Here is an 18,352-nt window from a genome sequence, read left to right on the forward strand (position 1 = left end):
ATTACTGTTGTTTCAACGCATCACGCTCATCAGTTGTTCCTGCACTGATGGGTGCGATGCTAAAAGCTTTGGCCGGGCAAACGCCACGCGGCCAATCACCTATTATACGTGATTGGCCGCGTGGACTATGCAGTTGGTGGCGATTGCCAGTGGCGGGTTATTGCCCGGCACCTGCGAGAGGATCGTGCGTCTCGTCCGTGTCAGGGGTACTGGTACCCAAAACGTTGCCAATTCCCTTCAAAGCCTCGCCCACTTCGCTGGGAATGATCCACAGCTTGTTGGAGGTTCCGGAAGCAATCTTGGGCAGGGTCTGCAGGTACTGGTAGGCCAGCAGCTTCTGCGTCGGGTTGCCCTTGTGGATGGCGGCGAAGACCTTCTGGATAGCCTGCGACTCACCGTCGGCACGCAGGATGGCCGCCTTGGCGTCACCCTCAGCCTTCAGGATCGAGGACTGTCGCTCACCTTCAGCGGTCAAAATAGCTGACTGCTTGGTACCTTCGGCGGTAAGGATGGCTGCACGGCGGTCACGCTCGGCACGCATCTGCTTTTCCATGGAATCCTGGATGGACAGGGGCGGATCAATGGCCTTGAGCTCAACACGACTAACGCGGATGCCCCAGCGGCCGGTGGCCTCATCGAGCACGCCACGGAGCTGACCGTTGATCTGGTCACGTGAGGTCAGCGCCTCTTCCAGGTTCAAACCACCCACAACGTTACGCAGGGTGGTGGTGGTCAGCTGCTCAACGGCCTGAATGTAGTTTGCGATCTCGTACGTTGCCGCACGGGGATCGGTGACCTGGAAGTAAACCACGGTGTCAATGGATACCACCAGGTTGTCTTCGGTAATAACCGGCTGCGGAGGGAAAGAGACAACTTGCTCACGCAGATCCAGCAGCGGCAGCAGGCGATCCACAAAAGGGATCAAAATGGTCAAGCCAGGATTGAGCGTGCGCTGGTATTTACCCAGGCGCTCCACCACACCGGCGCGAGCCTGCGGAATGATGCGCACCGAGCGCACCAGAACAATGACGACAAATATCAGTAGGACAAGAATTACAAACAGCCACACTATGGCGCCGGCTCCGTCTCCCATGAAATCCCCTCTTTTCTATGTTTAAGAATCGTGTATCAGCGCATGGCTCCTCCGCGTAGGCGCGGTGTGGTCCTTGTGCCGAAAGTGCTTAGGCTGTTGTTGCGGGTGTTTCGGTGCTCTTGTGCGCGGCCGGGTGGTTGATGATGGCTGTTGCCCCGTCAATAGCGGCAACTTCAACCGTGGCGCCGACTGGAATCTCGGCACCGCCGGCAATCCGGGCGGTCCAGATGTCTCCGCCAATCTTGACCAGTCCGCCGCCGGTCCCAACAGTCTCCAAGACCACCGCAGAGTGACCAATGAGCCGCTCTACGTTGGAGAGTTGATCGGCAGGGCCACGATGCAGGTGGCTCATGGCCAGCGGCCTTATGAGAACTGTTGTGGCCAGGGCGACGACGCAGAAGATGACAATCTGCAACCAGAGCTCAGCGCCAAACAGGAATGCCACAAGTGCGGCGAGTGCTCCTACGGACATCAAGATGAAATACAGATTCAACGTCAGCATTTCAGCGACAGCCAGAAGCAGGAAAACCGTCAGCCAGATGATCCAGCCGAAGTCATTGATCCATTCGAGCATTGAGTCCCCCTTAGGACTTATTTCGTATCTATGACCCTACTACGTTGAGCTGAAAAAATCCGGCTAAATTACTGCCTGAAGGGGCATTCGTGGTGGTTCCGAACCAACCTGTCCGGACAGCGAGCTCAGGATCTGCACGCCGTCGCGCAATTGCTCGCTGCTGTAACAAAAGGGCAGCCGCAAATGACGCTCAAAGGCTCCGTCAAGGCCAAACCGGGGACCCGGAACCAGTCCCAGCCCTTCGGCGCGAGCGGCCAGCGTCAGCGCAGAACTGGACATGGTTTCGGTGTTGATCCACAACGACAAGCCACCCTCGGGGACATCCACCTGCCATTGCGGCAGGTGCTCACGGAGCAACTGCACCAGCGTGTCGCGGCCGCGCCGCAGGTCCAGGCTGCGGCTTGCTGCCATGGACGGCAGATCATTCATGAGGGCTAGGGCAGCCAGCTGTTCCATGAGCGGGGTGCCGAGGTCCGCGGCCGGGCGGTTGCGCAGGAGCCGGGCCTGCATCTCACGTGAGCTTCTGATCCAACCAATCCGCAGCCCGCCCCACGCAATCTTGCCCAAGGACCCCAGGGTGATGATGTTGGGGGAGCAGGATGCCATGGGTGGCAGTGGACCGCGGCTGATATCTAGCAGGGCCGTTGTCTCATCCACTACCAGAACGGTGCCTTCCCGGTCTGCTGCTGCCGCCAAATATTCGCGGTCGGCAATAGACATGCTCAGCCCGGTGGGGTTGTGGAAGTCCGGCATCAGGTAGGCCATGCTCGGGGCGGCGCGGCGGATTTGCAAGAGTGCTTGCTGCAAATCCCAGCCGGTCTCCTGCCGCACGGGGAATGCCAGTATGCGAGCGCCCAGGGACGTGAACGTGTCCACTGCGTGCGGATATGTGGGCTGTTCCACGAGGATGCGTTCGCCGGGGGAGTACAGCGTCCGGGCGACCAGGTTCAAGGCATGCTGAGCGCCCACGGTGACCATGATCTGATCTGCGGAGGTGGGTAGTCCTCTGTCACTGAAGCTTTGGGCAATGGCTTCGCGCAGATCTGGCAGACCCACCATGTCAAAGCCGTCGTGGGATAGGTAACGGGGCAGTTCGCTCAGAGCGTTCGCGTAGGCAGCTTGGAGTCCGGGGTAGGCAGGAGTTGTAGCCTTCGTGAAGTCCAAGGTTAGGCCGGGGTGCAGGCCGTGTTCGCCGCGTTCCATGCCGGGCAGGCGCAAGGTGCTGCCGGAACCGCGAACACTGTCCAGGAATCCGTCCTCGCGCAGCTTTGAATAGGCTGCGGCCACGGTGGTCCGGCTCAGGTCCAGGGCCTGGCTCAGTTCCCGTTCTGCGGGGAGTTTGGCGCCACTGGATAGGCGCCCGTCCATCAAGAGGACCCGGATGCGTTCTGCCAGTGACCGGTACGCGGGGGCGTTGCTGCGCCACTCGCCGAGTTCGCGAGCCAGCCTGCGCCCGGTGACAAAAGTATTCATGGGGCCACATTAGTTGAATTGGATCTATGTTGTAAGGCCACTTTCTCTCATGATGGACTTATGCGCCAATTCTTCACGTCTCTGATCACTAGCGAAAACCTCTCCGTCCGGCTGGTCCGGCTCTTCGTAGGGCTGGTGCTGTACGGCTTTGCCATCGCGTTGATGATCCGCGGAAACATTGGCGCCTCACCGTGGGATGTCTTCGCCCAAGGCTTCTCCCGCACAGTGGGTATTTCCTTTGGCCTGTGCACCATCATCATCAGCGGTGTGGTTCTGCTGTTCTGGATACCGTTGAAGCAGCGCCCGGGTGTGGGCACCATTGCCAATGCCATCCTGGTGGGCGTCTTCGCCGATGTGGGGTTGACCCTGATCCCGCAGGCCGAGCACCTGGCCCTGCAAGTCCTATCCTTTGCCGCTGGCTTGTTTGTGCTCGCTTTTGCAACGGCGCTATACATTGGGGCGGGCTTGGGCCCGGGGCCACGTGATGGGCTCATGACGGGTCTGGTTCGTGTCACCGGCCGACCAGTGTGGCTCATCCGCACGGGTATAGAGCTGTCTGTTGTGGTGGTCGGATTCCTGCTGGGCGGGGTGGTGGGTGCCGGTACCGCCGCCTTCGCCTTGGGTGTGGGCCACTGACCCAGGTGACGTTGCGCTGGCTGCGCGTTGACCTGCACGCTAAGAGCCCGCGTGCTACCAAGGTAGAGCTGGCCGAGCCTCAGCGCTAGGGGTTAGCGTTAGGGATGGCGTGCCGTGAAGGTGGAAATCCGGAACGCCGCCGTGGCCAGCGTCTCATCAGGGAGATGAGCCAAGCGCTCGCCGAGCTCCACGGCCTCAAGGTGATGACCGGCCGGTCCCATGAGGGCAACGTTGCCAATGTCCGCAGGGCCAAGATGCAGGGGACCAGTAGCTCGCGGCTACCCCCCGGAGTGAAGTGGTCCTCAAGTGAATGGCTGAGCGCCGCTTCCTTGTCTTCTTGAATGCCCAGCAGGCCGGCCTCTTGGGCAATCTCGGCCAGATGGCTCGCCAGCGGGGTGACTACTATGAGGGTGCCGCCCGGTTTGAGGATGCGCGCAAACTCGCTGGCGTTGCGCGGCGCGAAGACCACAAGTACGACGTCGGCCGTGTTGGCTCCCAGCGGCAGCTCGCGCCACAGGTCCCACACAATGTTCAGCGCAGCCGGGTTGCGCCGGGCGGCCCGGCGTAGCGCGAACTTGGAGATGTCCATACCTACGGCGGTGACCGCAGGCGTGAGCCCTTGCTCCTGATGCTCGGCACATCCGGCCAGTACCTGTTGCAGGTAGTAACCGGTGCCGGTCCCCGCATCGACAATCATGCCTGCGCCCGGCACGAGCTCCTTGACCGTCTCTGCGAGCGCTTGGGCAAGCGGTGCATAGTGCCCGGCGTCAAGGAAGGAATCGCGGGCGGAGACCATAGCTGCGGTATCAGGGACAAATTTAGTACCGTGACCTGTCAGCAGGTTCAGGTATCCCTGACGGGCAATGTCAAAGCTGTGACCGGACGTGCACGCCAGCGACGTGGCGTTAGCGTCCGGGGTGTAGAACTCCGATCCGCAATGGGGGCACAGCAGGGCATTGACAGCAGAGATTTCCATGGACTCATCTTAGGCGCTCGCAGGCTGGGCAATTGAGGCGGACCAGTTGAGGCGGAGCCGTGGGGTTGCCTGCGTTGCAGCTGTCCAGTTTAGAACTGCAGCCCGGCCTTCGCCGCGGCAATGTCAGGATTGGCCCAGTACTCGCTGTACTGGGCGTTGCTGGCTAGCGAGCGAGTATGGGCCTTGTCTATATAGAGGGTGCCGAACAAGTGATCGGTCTCGTGTTGGACAATGCGTGCCTGCCACCCCGAGAACTGGCGGGTGCGCGCGGTGCCGTGTTCGTCGTCGTACTTCAAGGCAACGGCGGCGGGCCGGTCAACAACCGCCTGCCAGCCTGACATGGACAGGCAGCCTTCATAGTGCGAGGCCAGCTCCGAGCCCAGTGGCTCGTAGTGCGGGTTGATGATCGTGAAGCGTTCCAGGGGTTCACGATCGCGGGCAGCGGCGTTCTCAGGAGAAACTTCGAATATATCTTCGAGCACGGCAAGTTGCAGCGGAATGCCCAGCTGCGGTGCGGCCAGTCCCACGCCCGGCGCTGCATGCATGGTAGCTGTCATGATCTCGATGAGGCGGGCTAGCTCCGGAGCGGTGAGTTGGCCCGTGAAGGGCAGGGCGCGGGCGCGCAAGACGGGGTGGCCGGCCTGCACAATGGCGGGCAGTTCATCGGAGGTCAAGATCGCGGTAACGGTGGCGCGCAGGTAGGCCTCGTCGATGGTCAGCGGCTCAGACATGGGGGACCCCAGCTGTCTCTGGCTCGATGGGTGTTGTAAAGGTGAAGCCCTGCATATCCGTACCGTGCAATGTCATGCCGCGCGCTCCTGTGCCTGCTGAATGAGTCAGTTGATGGTGTTGTCTGATGAGGAGGCACTTGTGCCGATCCCCGTCCCCATTGTGTCAAGCCTTGGGGGATGCGCTCGCCGCTCAGGGCTATTACCGGCGCAGACTGGTGATCCGCCCCCCATCAGTTGCGGGTCATAGCGATGTGGATACTCGCTTGGACTGGTGCGGGCAGTTCAGGAGTCTCTCCGGATACATGCATCTGCCACCAGGAGGGATCGTGCTCCGCAACGTAACACGCGCCGTCCGCGACCTACTCGCTAGCGAGCGACAGGACGTTGCAATGATGATCAGTTAGCTAGAGACGCCGGGGATGAATCATGCCCAGCCCTTACCCGGTGGCCTTCAGCGCTCGCAGGCTTCCTAAACGTTGACGTGCTCCGGACGCATACGCGTATGTATACCGAGGAGGGGAAAATTGGCGGGGCACGGGAGTGAATCCTCTGCAATTCGGGGCGGGTCAGGCGGAGGTATCTGGCAGTGTGTGCTGCGCCAGGTTTTGGATGTTTAGTGCCATTTCCGTGCTTGAGATGCCAGCGGTCTCCCGCTGCTGAGCTGAAAAAATCAACACTGCGCTCAGTTTTGAAGGGGCGGTGATGCTCGCATTCGCCAGCGGAGCCGCGACCAACAGCTCACGATTCCTGCCGGTGGATGCGGGGGAGGGTTTGGGCCGTGAGCAAGGTCCTGTCGAGGGTCGCGAGTAATTTTCGCTGAAGCAGAGAAGCTCTGAGTCGTTACTGACTTGGGGGTTTCCTGTTTCCGACCAACAAACCTAGTAGTGGACCCTGATGATGACCTTCGAAGGCCCCGCTGCTGCAATGGGTATTGATCCTTATTCGGGCCTGCGATCAAGAGAATCTCACCATCTGGATCCTAGTGGGTGTGGTTGCTTGCCAACATCCGCGTGTTTCCGGGGTTATTCGTTGTTTCCGAAGGCCGTGGCATGTCGTGGATTGCCGTAGTTCTTGGTTGAAAAGGGGGAGTAAAAGGGGAGTGCGTGCTTTTCGCTCCGGATGTTCTTTTGGCCTTCGGTGGCTAATACCGTGAAAACTGGCTTGCCAGAGATTGCCATGGCGCAGTGTTTGCCGTCAACTGTTCTCACTATTTTACGCCTCTGGCGTGGGTCGAGGGGATGCCCGTCTTTTCCGTGATCGGTACCAGGCGGAGGTGGCTGGGGCTGATACTCGGCCATGATTGCGGCGCTTTTAGTTCAGCTCATTGGGGGAGGTTCTTCGCAGTTTGGAATGATCGGTTCGGTGTCCCGCAGGGGAACGTCGTGCACCACCTCCGTGGACTTGACCGCTATCGGATCCACTGGCAGAGTCCTTGGCATGATATTCGGTGAGCTCGTAGGGGGTGCTCCGTGGTGATCGACCTTCGCGATGTGGCCGCACCACCGTGGGAAGAGGACCTGCTGGTCACCGCCCAGCCCAAGGGAGTCGTGGACGTGTGGTCGCTGGTGCGCGGTGCGCGTTGCGCCACGTTCGAGACGGTCTGGGGCTCCGGTGGCGTCTGGCGGGGGGCGCTGGTGCCCGGTGAGCGCTCCGTGGTGGTGGCTGGCGCGTGGGAGCGCCACGGCGTGTGCGGGTACGACCTAACGGGACAGCGGCTGTGGCAGGACCGCAGCCGCACGAACGTAGAGGCCGTGACTGCCCTGGCTGGAGGTCGTGTGGTTGTCACTTACCTCCGCAGGGCCACCCGCGTGCTGGAGGCAGCGACCGGGGAGGAGGTGCGTTCCCTGCGCGGGGTGTTGAGGGTGATCGCGCTGACTTCGGACCTCTCGCTTGGAGTGGGTGGCGGTTGGTGCCGCCTGCTGGATCGTTCGCTGGATCCGCTGGGGTCCCGGATTGCGACCGGGCTGGGTCCGGTTTGGTTCGCGGCTAGCGACGGGGAGCACCTGGCGGTCACCGACAACGGGTTCTTACGAATCCTCGACTCCGACGGGCGGGAACGAGCGAGGGTGGCTGAGGACTTCATTCGTCACGTCCTCCACGACCCGGTGACGGGGACCTGGGTCGCGGTCCACGAGACTTTCGAGGGGAAGAACTCCCTGCTCCGGTTCAGCAACGACGGGGAGGTTCTGGAGCGACGTCCCTTGGACCTCCGCGTCAGCGGTACGGCGACGATGCGCGGAGGCAGGACGTTGATCCTGATCACGGCTGAAGGCGGGCAGGTCGTGAACTGCGCGGACTGGAGCGTGCGCGGGCTTGAGGCGACGTGAGCCTGGGCGCCGAGTAACCCGTGGCATTGCCACGGGCTGACGGCTGTGCCTGCCATCACCAGCGGCCAGCTCGCCACCAGCACATCGCTCGCTTTTCGATATGACCGAGCGTCCCTGCCTGACATGGGCCAGCATTTCGGGCGGGCCGCCGATCTCGGCGAGTGTCATTTTCAGAAGACGAGTGCACAAATGACAGGAGTCGTGTTCACTCGTCCGTTTTGTCAGAAGTGCTCTACACAGAATTTCAGAAGACGTTTGCACAGCGCTCCCCATGCCCGCAGGGGGAACCCTGGCTGGGACGGGTCTGAGGATGTCATTAACCATGTCACCGACGGTTGGGGCCCTCGTCCTATTTACTCATTGACTTGTCGCGCAGCAATGCGATGAGGGTGAGAGCAATCTCGGCGGAGCCCGCAAGGATCCACAGGCCAAGGCATTCCATTGTGAACAACATTGCCCCGAATCCACCATCCCCCACATGCCCTGACGCCCACATGGAAGGGGCAGGTTTATCCGCAGCCATGGCCGACAGGAAAAAAGCAATGGCCATGACGGGCAGGCCGGCCAGAAGTAGCCAAGCGGTGTATTTTGCCTCCTTGCGACCGGAAAGACGCAAGGTGGCATGCATCATCCAGAAGATGCCCACACAAAGGGGTAAAAGGTATAGAGGGTTCATATCTCCTGGCTTAGATTGCCGTCGATGTGCATGCGCTTGCTTCTAAATATCGGCAATCGGACATCGTGGTTTTGCTGAGTTCCAAGTAGTTAGCTCCTGGCCAAGATTCATAACCAATCAGGCGGTGCGGAGACCCTCTGTAGCGAGAATAGGGACTGCTCGAGTATCGGATACTACCAGCAAGCCCCTCCCTCTGATGTCCGGAAGGGGTGTCCCGAATAGAGCTGCCCAACCGTCCCGCAAGCCGGTCCTTCAATGGCCGTTCGGATTGCTCACAGCATCAACGGCAGCGAGGTTGATGGGGATGTCCGTAGGGGAACCATCGCTGAACACAATTGCTATTAATCATCGTTGTCACTCGGTAAGCTGAGGTCTTGGTAGGCTCGGTTTTTGAAACTTTCTGGGCGTAAAAGTGGGGGAAATGAATTCAAAAAATATTCTGGCAATGACTGCAGTAGTGGCCGTGATGGCACTGACTGGTTGCTCGGCACAGGCAAATGCATCAGCTGAAGCTGCAGGGGGCATCACCTCTTCACCGGGTGAAAACTGCACAGGGGGATTCGAGTCCATCTGGAATTCGACCCCAGTTGACGGCAATGTATCCGGGATGCCCCAGGAGACCGTGACAGTGGTTTCGGAGACAGGACGGGTCATTGATGCCATGCGTAGGACATCGGACGGGACAGCGGAGGCCGTTGCACCAGAGAGCGTCGATTACAAGGTTAATGTGGATCCGTCCTGGCCGATGAACCACGCCTTGATGATCGATACTGCTACGGGTAAGGTTCTTGAAACCATGGAAATACCGGCCAACGCACCCTTGTGTGAATAGGCTCTGGAGCCATTCAAAGACTAAAACTGTCTGAAGGTTCGCGGGCGGCCGGCGGTGTAAGAGCGATCAAAAATTCTCCCATTTGGAAGTACCAGCTCCCGCCTACCGTTCGATTCCTTTGTCCCGGTCAATCTCCGGCTGCTTGAAAACACGTCGTACGGGCTGCGTTTCCTGACCCGGCACCCATGTCATGGGCGGATACGGGAAGCTCGCCCGGTGAATCCTCAAATGCTCCTCCAGAAGCTTTTCCGCCGCGATGCGCTCAGCCTCTTGCACAGCCCGGTGTGACACTAGGGCCAACTCCTGGGCTCTGGCCTGTTCACGCTCGGCAATCACCGACAGTTTCGGCTCAACCCGTCGCCGCGGAGCCTGCTCTAGCCGTGCTCGAGCTCCAGCCGCGTGCAGGCGCTCTGCGCGGCCCGGCGGTCGTTGCGGCCATGCCAGACCTCGCCCGCATCGCTCACGCGGGAGACGACCAGGTGCACGTGGTCCGCCCCGTGGCGGACCATCGCCCACGGATGCTCGGCGAAGCCCATCGCTTCGGCGAACGACTGACCCATGTCGGCCCACACCGCATCGGACAGGATCCGGTCCTGGTCGGTGTTGCGCAGCGAGACGTGCCAGACCGGGTTCTTGATCTCCGATCGGGTGTTCATGGCCTTGAGCAGCTCACCCGCCCACCGGCTGGGCTCGGTATGTCCCTCCATACCGAGATTCGAAGCGGTCACGATGCCACCAGGACGGGTGACACCCCCGAATTCATAGACATGCTCATTCGCCTTGCCCACCCCGTGCAGGTAGGCACCAATGTCCCAGGGGTTCTTGCCTCGGGTGATGTTCGCGATCACGGCAGCTCACCGCGCACCCGGGGGTCGCCTACTGGTAGCGACCGCTATTCGTGTGGTCTGTATTCCTATGGTGGCGCGGTCTCGGCCACGGGGCTTTCTTCTTGCATGGTTTCTATTTGATAGGTGTTGATCCGTATCGAAGGAGACATCTCGTGGGCCGGTCTGCCTAGATGACACCCCAGGGGAGAGGCTTATCGGTTTCGAGAGTCGAGTGCACCCTCCCGTGACTCGCTGATGCAGTGGTTGTGCTGATGACTCAGCTACGTATGCCAGCAGTGGCTGCCTGCTTCGGTTTCCGAACCTGACCCCTTAGCACCGCGAATGACCAATCAGGCCTTGAAGATACGCGATTCGGTCGAAAACATCTGAGCGTTAAAGGGCATTACCGCTGAGAACCCGTTCGGTTTACGAGTGGGGGGCAGGCTCGAATATGAACGGCTATATATGGCTCTTCGTAGTTTTGCATACAAAGGAGGCCGGCACCAAAAGGTGCCGGCCTCCATAATTACTGTCTAATCGGGTTAATAAGCCGAGTAAATAATTATCTCAAATTAAACACTTATTGAAATTAGAATATTTGAACGACCGAGACTTCAACAACTCCATCGAATTTGTAGCAAGTGTTGCGAGGATTAACGGGTCCTCGTGTATAACTCCAATAGTATGTACTCAAGTCTCCGTAGGACGACCATAGAACTCGTCCCTTATTGTTTCCAGGACAAACTTTGCTAATTCCGCCTAGGGAGACATTAACAGAACCGGCATTCGCGAAGCACCACTCAAAGTTGTCAGCACCTCTGACTACGCTGTAGAAATCTACGTTGTTGCACGAGGGACGTGTTATGAAGAGTTGAGGTTTGGATAATTCGGCATTCTTAATGGCAGTTATCTGCGCTTCGGTTGTTCCAGGATAATACTTCTGTACCTGAGGAAGTGTCAGTCCGCTGACGACCAGATTTTTGACGGTCATTACCTGTCGTACTTCGTCATCGGTGGCCACAACACTGGTTTCAGGAATGATGGTTTCCTGAAAAGTATTTGAAACCACGACTGCCTCCGGCGAATCTGCCAGAGAGGCGCTTGTCCCTGCAGTTAGGAACGCTGCAGCTAAAACAGTCGTAAGTGCGATTGTCATTGCTCTGCGATAAATATTCAATTATTCCCCAAATTTTTCCATTTAAATTTGTACGTGTGGGATTATCGCACCGTTACGTTTTAATTAACACTTAGCCAATTGTTACTTCGCTGTTTCTTTGTACTCCGGGTAATATTTCTGGATCTGAGCTGCTGTCCTACCTGATTTCACCATGGATTCGAGACTGACATGGCTGCGAACTTCTTCAACAGTAGCTTCTGTGCTATTCCATATGCCCATGGTTTGATAGCAAAAATCACTCGGGTCATTCATCTTGGCACTGTCATAGCACTCTGGGTGACTTACTTCAGATGGACTGACTTTCGTTAAGTCGGACTCTGTCGTGTTGATCGAAGCGAATGCTGTGGCTCCGCCAACTGCAAGCAGGGCTGCGATAGTTAGACTAGACAGCGCGGTCTTTGTTCGTATTCTCATTCTTACCCCCAAGTTGAACGACCAGTGATGACCGTAGACAAACGCTAGCACAATGCTGGCAAAGCGAGTGGTAGGCGTCCCGCCAAATTCTCAGTTATCAGCTCCTACATGTGACAGTGCATGCATGTCAATTTTGGATATTTATGGACTTTAGCCTAACGATGCTGTCGATTTTATGGGTGTACGTTGAGCTCTAATTGCCCGGTAGGACCTAGGGGGCCCGCTGGGCTGATACGCCCAGGTTGCCGGGAGGGTGGGCATTTCCGGGACGACCTAGGATTGCGAGAATGCGACCATGGCAGGACGGACAATGTTGCACTTCTTGGAAGACTTTTGACCGGCGCTTTGACTCAGGGACTCTCTTGACCCAGGCGGCCGCTCAGTAATTGGGTACGTTCCCCCTGGTTATGGAGGTTATGTTCGGGTACTTATCCCGTGCTTGTGGATCGATTGGACGGGCCTCAGGAACGAATCCGGCGGAGTACTGCCGCCGCATCCGTGGGCGCCCCGGTCTACGAGTGGATGCGGTGGGGCGAGACAGTTAGTGCTGCTGCTGAGGGCCATCTTCCTGAACGGTGGTTGGTAACCATCGCTGGGGGATCTAGACCCCACGGTAACGACCGTCTTAGCTGGAGTGCTTGCCCAACATACGCAATCACCAGAATCCTGCTATTTCGCCAGCTGGTAAGGGTATGGCGGGCCTGCCCGGCGGGAAGACGCACGCGTTACCTTGCCTCCTGATCGACAGATGGATATCTATTCCGGAAGCATTGAGTCGGGTATTCAGAGTGTTGATGCCAGCTCAAGTGGGCGCCGGCGGTTGCGGTGGTGGCCCGAAGGTCATGCATGGTGGGTCGGCCAGAACATATGCACGAAGCGTTTTTGTTGCGGCTAACTCAGAATGCATCAAGGCACTTCTCTCCGACCCCGAACTCGATGTCTATGCCATACGGATGACAGATGCCGTCCTTCCCGAGGAATTCTGAGCTTAAATTTCAGGACTCCCGTGTCACGGGTGATTACCGCCCCTTGCGGCCGAGGATGGGGCTAGCGTAGGCGACGGTTATTCTGGTGGCCTGTTTTCGTCCGGATTCTGGGGCTGGAGTGTGGTTGGTTTGCCATGGTCCCCTGGTGCGTAGCCGGCCCAGGGCGATCCGGCTTCTGCGGCGAATCTGGTGGTGCTGGTGTGGTGGTAGCCAAGTGCCTGGGCCAGGACAGGGGCCGGGACCTGGAACACCAAGTGTCGTAGTGCGGAGGTTCGTCCACGTTGGGGTGGGATGCCTTGTTTGTGCAGGAAGGCCCGGAGGGTGACCGGGTGAATGGGTTGACCGGCGCGTTGTCCGGGGAATAGCCAGTGGGATCCTGGGTTGGTTGCCGCGTCCAGGTTGATGCGGTTTGTCAGGTAGTCCTGCAGGAGCCGGGCCACCGGGACAGGTACCGGTGTAGGCGGATCGCCGAAACGGATTGTCGTGGTGCCGCCGTTAACGATTATGTCGCTGATCGTGAGCCTAACGATGCGTGTTGCCGGTTGGGCGTAGAGCAGGACCAACAGGCCCGCTATTCTGGCGTGCAGCGGGATGCTCTCCTCGGTGAGGAGGCGTTGGATGGCGCTGATTCTGTGGTGTTGACTCATCGGCGCCTGGGGCGTTGTTTGACGGGAATGGATGGTCAGGGCGGGCATATTGCTGGTGTTCATGCACCAGGTCAGGAAGGCGTGGGATGCCCGGCGCGTGAAGTAATTCTCGCTTTGCCAGGCGTCCAGATCGGCTTGCCCGGTGTCGTTGACAGCTGTGCCACGGCGTGTGAGCCAGGTCAGGAACGCCACGGCCTGGATCTGTTGCTCGTGGGCTTCCCGGGCTGTCGAATCGCCCAGCGGGGCTTTGGCTGCTTTGGCCCGTAGTTTGCGCAGTTGGTGCCAGGTGGCGAAACGCCGCAGCAGTTTGGCGTGTTCGGGATTGGCAATGGCTCCAAGATGGGTCTCCAGCCATCGTTCAAAGAGAAGGAGTTGCCTGTCTTTGAGGGGCAAGACGCCGCTTTGCATGAGCAGATCGCGAAGGTAGGCAGCCGTTCTCCAATTGGGCAGTTGCTGGAATGCTTCATGGGTCAGGGCTAGTCGCCCGGCGGCAAGATCTCTAAGCATCGTGCTGGGCTGGGCACTTTGGAGCCAGCTCAGCCCCAAGACAGGCTTCGACATAGTCCGCAACTGATCAAACAGCGGGATCAGCGGTGGATGGATCCGGCCGGTCCCATCATCGAGCAGTGAGCGCAGACGGTCAGTGAGGGTGCAACGTTCGCACAGTCTTCCACCGAGTAAACGTCCCTCAAAATGGCAACGGTCACAGAAGAAATCGCGGGTAATTCCTGCACAATCCCGGCAAACGGGCGCGCCAGCGCTGTCCCGGCCCGGCAACAGACGCTCCGTACCGCAGCCGGGGCAGGGACCGTAGGTGCGAGTGGCCTTATCCAAGCAGTTCCGACAGATTGGCCCATCTGACCAGTTCGCTGCCTTGGCAGCCTGTCGGCCACAGCGAGCACATGTGCGTACATGCCACCGCTCATACTTTTCACGGCTATCGTAGGCCGGGCTCACCGTTCGGGGGTGATCCTGGCACGCTTGGGCCTGATAGTGGCGGCGAGGTCCACGACCTCGGCACCACCGGATGCCGTGCGGTGCGGAGCCACGGCCTCTGCCCGGGTGGCGATCAGCTCTGCAGCTGTCACATCTAGGATGTCGCAGAGCGCGGCAAGAACAGGAAGAGAGAGCCGTTCCGGGACCTGGGTGACCAGCCGCCAGACCTGCACCGAGGACAGCTCGATGCCGCGCTGAAGTAGCAGCGGGGATAGATCGGTGGCGGTGAAAATTCCCCGGGTGGCCATGACTTCCCGCAGTCTCCATTGGTAACTTACCTGGCGTTTCACTACGGTTTCCTTTCCAGCTGCAGGGCAGCAGTAAGTGTGGCGTCTAGAGCACGACGGAGCGTTCTGGTGCGGAAGTCGGACGAGACACAGGTGTAGATCGAGGTCGTGGAGGCGTGTTCGTGTCCGACTTGCTCCTGAACGAACCTCGCATCCCAACCGTCCTCGATCAAGTGCGTGACGTAGGAGCGCCGAAAGGAATGGAAATCCAGACCCTTATCTAGGCCAAGACTGTCCCGATAGGCACCGAAGCGGGTATTCATCTGGGTAAATCCGACCCGTGGGGAACGTTCCGAAGGCCACAGCGCCCCGGAGTCGGCCGTGGAGAACAAGGGACGGACCTCTTCAGTCCACTGTTGCAGGATCTCCACCGACCAGTCAAAGACCGTCAGCACGCTGCGGCGCTTGGGTGGGGATCCCTTCATGGCCTTGCCGTGGCGGATGTAGAGGACACCGTAGTCCCCGAACTCCGGGCCCCGGGGGTTGCGGCCAAAATCGACAACATCAAGCATCCTCGCCTCGTTGCGGCGCAGCCCGAAGGCGTAGGCAGTCTTGAAAAGCATCGCGTCACGGAACGCCGGCATCCAGCCCTTGCGTCCACGACCGCGCACCCGCCCAACCTGTTCATCGGCATAATCGAAGAACGCCTGCAGCTCATCGCGGGTGAAGGCACGCTTGATCGGGCCAGATTCGGCTTCCTGAACATGCACGGCTGCGTTCCACTCGTGGATCACCTGCACCGGGTGGGTGCCGAAGCGCTCCTGGCACATGGCAGCCCATCCATAGCCCGGGTCGGTCACGAACCCGCAGAAAGCGCGAAGGGTCCCCTGGTAGGTCCGCAACGTGGAGTGATGCAGGTTCCGGACCGACCGCAAATCGCCCATCCACTCATCAACCATCTGCGGCGTCCAAGACCACGGGAAAGCGTCGGCGTGGAGGACAAACGCCCGCACCGCCTTCTCACGGCCCTCGATCGTGGAGAACGCCAGGTTGCGGGCCAACTGCTGGTTGCGCCAGCCGTCAAGCATGGCCGTAAAGACCTGCTCCTCTGGCCGCAACAAGGGCAGATCACTGATCAGATGCAAACCCACAGCCCCCGGCGCAAAGCTGTTCCCAACCATCCAAAACCACCTCCCTCCACCACTTACATCCGATGAACATATCTTTCATCAGATGCAATCTGATTGCAAGGGTGCAGGTCACAAGGCTTTCCACCGCCACGCGGACTCCGAACCGAGACGCCCACCAGAAGGAATCCAGACCTGAAATACGGCTCTGACCTGCATCAATGCCGACGAATCTCGAATCTTTCCAACTAACCGCAATAGACCACCAGATGAAATTGCGGCCAGAATCAGAAAACGGAAAAAATCGTACGATAGGGGCGCGTGGAGCCAGGTACCCACTGAACTGCGGCTTGCCAATAGAAGCCACCCCAGGCCGGCCCGCAGCGGGAACGCTATCTGGGACGGTTGCCGAGAATGCAAGCCCATTGGGAGGGAAGCACTGTTTTCGTTTGGAATATTCACTATTGCACGTGCCGGTCCGACAAGTATCGTGAGCACATGGACGAAGCCGTGAACATGAAGCTTGTGCCAAGCCCGGAGAAGCTCGTGGCTTTGATCGACGAAATCGTGACATCGGGTTGGCCCGACAGAGACGATGATCAAGCCGACTATCTTCTGCGGCTGGGATTTCACCAGGGTGAAGGCCAAGAGGGGTTCCGCAAGGGGTACGGCTACTCACCGGGCCCTGATTCTGCGGCAGACCTGGGAGGCGAACTCCTCAGTGATGGCTTGGCTGTCACCGACGCGTCTTGGTCGTCGTACAAAGGCGAGCTCTTCTCCATTGGCTTCTTTGTTTACGACGTACGAGATAGCCACGACACGGGTGCGGTCCTCGGATATCGATTCATCTACTCCCAGCTCCTTGCTCGGTATGGACAGCCATCGGACGCGACTGTCCGTCCATTCGACGAGGCGACCTCATATTGGGAAGTAGACGGAACGGGTATAGAGATGTACTGCTACACCAAACCATTCCCTCTACTGCAGCTCGGTTTCAGCCATGTATCGCGGAATGCAGCTTACGAAGCACGCCTGACGGAGTAGCGCCGGTATTCGCACCGGCCTCAGATCTCAGTAGCTGCCAAGTCTGCCCGTAGGCGGAACGCTTTGCGGGACGATGTATATCGTCCGCTGGTAGGGAGGCTGTAGGATCCGAATATGGCAAGGTCAGGCTTCTTTAAGAATGATTTCCCTCGCATCTGGTATCTAGTATTAGGGATTGTCTTGGGCACAAGCGCCCTGTTCAATCCTGCTTCGCAACCGGTCTGGGTGGCCCTAAAGGTGACTCTCGTTGTCCTGTGTTTCGGTTTCGCTCTCGCAAATCTAATCGGCTTACTTCTCCGTCGGCGTCGTCCCTCACGAACTAACGAGCCAGACTAAAAACGGCATCCGTTCCCATGCCATCGTCGCGAGAAGGGATTCGGCAATGGCCGGGTTTAAGCTTCCGGTGGGACGGTGGGGAGCGCCAAATCATCGGGTCCAGGACGTGAAAAAGCAGCGTCAACTCGTTCGGCAAGGGAACGTTTTACGAACTTCTTGCGGAACTGAGCAGGGTTGATCACGTTGCTTGGGTCGACGCAGCCCGCGTCCTCCGGGAGGCATCCAGGAGTGGTCTCCGTTGTTGGTGTTGGCATTCCTTATGTGACAGTCAGCTGCGTGTACATGCCAGCCTCGTAATGGCCGGGCTGGTTGCAAGCCAGTTCATAGCGGCCTGGTGGAAGGTACACCGTGACCCAGCTGGAGCTTCCGGGGAGAATGCCTTCACCCTCACCTTGAGCGCAGGTTGAGGCGGCTGCCCCGAGGCTGCCGGCCTCATTGATCTTCCCGTCTGCGCCAATGACGAGTGTTCCAGCGACTTGAGTGTCGGGCAGCGTCAGGATGACCATTTCGTGCGTGAAACGACCGGCATTGGTGACCAAGAAGGACACCTGCCCGTGCTGGACGGTAGCTCGGTCTGCGGTCAGGCGCATACCGCCCACCCCCTGGAACCGCCCATCATCGGGCCACCCATATCCGTTGCCGTGACACTAACGAGCGTCCCCGTCAATGCGGGAACCGAGCATCGGACGGCGCCCTGGAATCCATTGCCACCAGGATTTGGGCCGATGCCCGTGAGTACAATGACGACCAGGGAAGCGCCGGTCAGGACCAGGGTGGCGAGGATCCCCAGTAGGACGATGGCCTTGCTCGACAGCCTGTTCATGTGCGGCGCCTCAAGGCGGTCCGCCGGGCGTTGAGTTCAGTTTCATCGATCTCGCCGCGAGCGAAACGTTCGTTGAGGATGCGTTCTGCGTCATCGGGCACGTGACCGTAGGAGCGGCCCCCACTTGGTTCGTGGTTGCTGCGAACCAGAAGGACCACGACAGTGACCACGGCGCCCCAAAACAACAACATCATTAGGGCCATGGCGATCCATCCGGTGATCCCGTTTCCATCCCAGCCGTACATCATGGTCAACTCTCCCTTTCTTCCAGTGTTGCCTGCGTGTTGAACAACAGGCAGAGGCTTTGGTCCCGGCACTCAAGGTTGCAAGGCTCAGATTCAGTCAGAAAAGCGGCCGCTGGGATTCCCATGAAACGGGACTGCGACAACCGCCCAATGAAGTTAACAGTCACGGTCCCGGATGTCAGCGA

Annotated in this window: 18 protein-coding genes; 4 read left to right on the forward strand and 14 right to left on the reverse strand. The window is 59.1% G+C overall.

All coding sequences use genetic code 11. The features are described 5' to 3' along the window. Window positions 1-157: 157 nt before the first annotated feature. The 3 genes from AS189_RS11515 to AS189_RS11525 form a co-directional block, all read right to left on the reverse strand. Window positions 158-1,093, reverse strand: a complete 936-nt coding sequence (locus tag AS189_RS11515) for an SPFH domain-containing protein (RefSeq protein ID WP_062288905.1) — start codon at window positions 1,091-1,093, stop codon at window positions 158-160. An 88-nt stretch (window positions 1,094-1,181) separates the two neighbouring features. Continuing rightward, entirely contained in the window at window positions 1,182-1,667 is a 486-nt protein-coding gene (locus AS189_RS11520; protein ID WP_062288908.1) for an NfeD family protein, read from the reverse strand. 63 nt (window positions 1,668-1,730) lie between these two features. Continuing rightward, window positions 1,731-3,140 (reverse strand): PLP-dependent aminotransferase family protein, encoded by a 1,410-nt coding sequence (locus AS189_RS11525; protein WP_062288911.1) that lies wholly within the window; start codon window positions 3,138-3,140, stop codon window positions 1,731-1,733. A gap of 60 nt (window positions 3,141-3,200) precedes the next feature. Between AS189_RS11525 and AS189_RS11530 the strand changes: the two genes are divergently transcribed. Beyond that, window positions 3,201-3,776, forward strand: coding sequence for a YczE/YyaS/YitT family protein (locus tag AS189_RS11530; protein WP_062288915.1), 576 nt, complete (start codon window positions 3,201-3,203; stop codon window positions 3,774-3,776). A gap of 85 nt (window positions 3,777-3,861) precedes the next feature. Here AS189_RS11530 and AS189_RS11535 read toward each other — a convergent pair whose 3' ends face one another. Together AS189_RS11535 and AS189_RS11540 are read right to left on the reverse strand one after the other, a co-directional pair. Continuing rightward, complete coding sequence (locus AS189_RS11535) at window positions 3,862-4,752, reverse strand: putative RNA methyltransferase (protein WP_062288918.1); 891 nt, start codon at window positions 4,750-4,752, stop codon at window positions 3,862-3,864. Between the two features lie 89 nt (window positions 4,753-4,841). Beyond that, complete coding sequence (locus tag AS189_RS11540; RefSeq protein ID WP_062288921.1) at window positions 4,842-5,483, reverse strand: peptide deformylase; 642 nt, start codon at window positions 5,481-5,483, stop codon at window positions 4,842-4,844. Between the two features lie 1,469 nt (window positions 5,484-6,952). Between AS189_RS11540 and AS189_RS11545 the strand changes: the two genes are divergently transcribed. After that, window positions 6,953-7,810: a hypothetical protein gene (locus AS189_RS11545; RefSeq protein ID WP_129587248.1), complete on the forward strand. Its 858-nt coding sequence runs from the start codon at window positions 6,953-6,955 to the stop codon at window positions 7,808-7,810. A 349-nt stretch (window positions 7,811-8,159) separates the two neighbouring features. Here AS189_RS11545 and AS189_RS11550 read toward each other — a convergent pair whose 3' ends face one another. Continuing rightward, complete coding sequence (locus tag AS189_RS11550; RefSeq protein WP_129587249.1) at window positions 8,160-8,486, reverse strand: hypothetical protein; 327 nt, start codon at window positions 8,484-8,486, stop codon at window positions 8,160-8,162. Between the two features lie 421 nt (window positions 8,487-8,907). Here AS189_RS11550 and AS189_RS11555 point away from each other — a divergent pair, with 421 nt between their 5' ends. Next, a complete protein-coding gene (locus AS189_RS11555; protein WP_129587250.1) occupies window positions 8,908-9,318 on the forward strand; it encodes a hypothetical protein in 411 nt (136 codons plus the stop codon). Between the two features lie 374 nt (window positions 9,319-9,692). Here the strand turns inward: AS189_RS11555 and AS189_RS11565 are convergent, their stop codons facing one another. From AS189_RS11565 to AS189_RS11585, 5 genes are all read right to left on the reverse strand, one after another. Beyond that, a complete protein-coding gene (locus AS189_RS11565; RefSeq protein ID WP_062288938.1) occupies window positions 9,693-10,166 on the reverse strand; it encodes a relaxase/mobilization nuclease domain-containing protein in 474 nt (157 codons plus the stop codon). A 568-nt stretch (window positions 10,167-10,734) separates the two neighbouring features. Beyond that, entirely contained in the window at window positions 10,735-11,301 is a 567-nt protein-coding gene (locus AS189_RS19925; protein ID WP_129587251.1) for a hypothetical protein, read from the reverse strand. A 1,498-nt stretch (window positions 11,302-12,799) separates the two neighbouring features. Next, the gene (locus tag AS189_RS11575; RefSeq protein ID WP_062288946.1) at window positions 12,800-13,930 is read right to left on the reverse strand and encodes a hypothetical protein; all 1,131 of its coding nucleotides are present in this window, start codon (window positions 13,928-13,930) and stop codon (window positions 12,800-12,802) included. Window positions 13,931-14,322: 392 nt separating this feature from the next. After that, on the reverse strand, window positions 14,323-14,655 hold the full coding sequence (locus AS189_RS11580; RefSeq protein ID WP_202814085.1) for a helix-turn-helix domain-containing protein: 333 nt from the start codon (window positions 14,653-14,655) through the stop codon (window positions 14,323-14,325). Further along, window positions 14,655-15,773, reverse strand: a complete 1,119-nt coding sequence (locus tag AS189_RS11585; protein WP_062288949.1) for a tyrosine-type recombinase/integrase — start codon at window positions 15,771-15,773, stop codon at window positions 14,655-14,657. The genes AS189_RS11580 and AS189_RS11585 overlap by 1 nt, the downstream gene beginning before the upstream one ends. A 456-nt stretch (window positions 15,774-16,229) precedes the next feature. Here AS189_RS11585 and AS189_RS11590 point away from each other — a divergent pair, with 456 nt between their 5' ends. Further along, the gene (locus AS189_RS11590) at window positions 16,230-16,763 is read left to right on the forward strand and encodes a hypothetical protein (protein WP_129587252.1); all 534 of its coding nucleotides are present in this window, start codon (window positions 16,230-16,232) and stop codon (window positions 16,761-16,763) included. 593 nt (window positions 16,764-17,356) lie between these two features. Here the strand turns inward: AS189_RS11590 and AS189_RS20745 are convergent. The 3 genes from AS189_RS20745 to AS189_RS11605 are packed head-to-tail and all read right to left on the reverse strand — an operon-like array spanning window position 17,357 to window position 18,170. Then, complete coding sequence (locus AS189_RS20745; RefSeq protein WP_062288955.1) at window positions 17,357-17,689, reverse strand: sulfocyanin-like copper-binding protein; 333 nt, start codon at window positions 17,687-17,689, stop codon at window positions 17,357-17,359. Continuing rightward, window positions 17,680-17,922 (reverse strand): hypothetical protein, encoded by a 243-nt coding sequence (locus AS189_RS20750; protein WP_062288959.1) that lies wholly within the window; start codon window positions 17,920-17,922, stop codon window positions 17,680-17,682. The genes AS189_RS20745 and AS189_RS20750 overlap by 10 nt, the downstream gene beginning before the upstream one ends. Next, window positions 17,919-18,170: an SHOCT domain-containing protein gene (locus AS189_RS11605; protein ID WP_193393481.1), complete on the reverse strand. Its 252-nt coding sequence runs from the start codon at window positions 18,168-18,170 to the stop codon at window positions 17,919-17,921. Before AS189_RS11605 ends, AS189_RS20750 begins: the two co-directional genes overlap by 4 nt. Window positions 18,171-18,352 lie beyond the last annotated feature (182 nt).

The organism is Arthrobacter alpinus (assembly GCF_001445575.1).
GTDB lineage: Bacteria > Actinomycetota > Actinomycetes > Actinomycetales > Micrococcaceae > Specibacter > Specibacter alpinus_C.

Bases quoted from the DNA above. Each gene is read 5' to 3' on its own strand.
- AS189_RS19925 (WP_129587251.1), bottom strand. From the start codon at position 11,301: ATGACAATCGCACTTACGACTGTTTTAGCTGCAGCGTTCCTAACTGCA.
- AS189_RS11555 (WP_129587250.1), top strand. From the start codon at position 8,908: ATGAATTCAAAAAATATTCTGGCAATGACTGCAGTAGTGGCCGTGATG.
- AS189_RS20745 (WP_062288955.1), bottom strand. From the start codon at position 17,689: ATGCGCCTGACCGCAGACCGAGCTACCGTCCAGCACGGGCAGGTGTCC.
- AS189_RS11550 (WP_129587249.1), bottom strand. From the start codon at position 8,486: ATGAACCCTCTATACCTTTTACCCCTTTGTGTGGGCATCTTCTGGATG.
- AS189_RS11530 (WP_062288915.1), top strand. From the start codon at position 3,201: ATGCGCCAATTCTTCACGTCTCTGATCACTAGCGAAAACCTCTCCGTC.
- AS189_RS11540 (WP_062288921.1), bottom strand. From the start codon at position 5,483: ATGTCTGAGCCGCTGACCATCGACGAGGCCTACCTGCGCGCCACCGTT.
- AS189_RS20750 (WP_062288959.1), bottom strand. From the start codon at position 17,922: ATGAACAGGCTGTCGAGCAAGGCCATCGTCCTACTGGGGATCCTCGCC.
- AS189_RS11520 (WP_062288908.1), bottom strand. From the start codon at position 1,667: ATGCTCGAATGGATCAATGACTTCGGCTGGATCATCTGGCTGACGGTT.
- AS189_RS11515 (WP_062288905.1), bottom strand. From the start codon at position 1,093: ATGGGAGACGGAGCCGGCGCCATAGTGTGGCTGTTTGTAATTCTTGTC.
- AS189_RS11605 (WP_193393481.1), bottom strand. From the start codon at position 18,170: ATGATGTACGGCTGGGATGGAAACGGGATCACCGGATGGATCGCCATG.
- AS189_RS11525 (WP_062288911.1), bottom strand. From the start codon at position 3,140: ATGAATACTTTTGTCACCGGGCGCAGGCTGGCTCGCGAACTCGGCGAG.
- AS189_RS11585 (WP_062288949.1), bottom strand. From the start codon at position 15,773: ATGGTTGGGAACAGCTTTGCGCCGGGGGCTGTGGGTTTGCATCTGATC.
- AS189_RS11535 (WP_062288918.1), bottom strand. From the start codon at position 4,752: ATGGAAATCTCTGCTGTCAATGCCCTGCTGTGCCCCCATTGCGGATCG.
- AS189_RS11575 (WP_062288946.1), bottom strand. From the start codon at position 13,930: ATGTCGAAGCCTGTCTTGGGGCTGAGCTGGCTCCAAAGTGCCCAGCCC.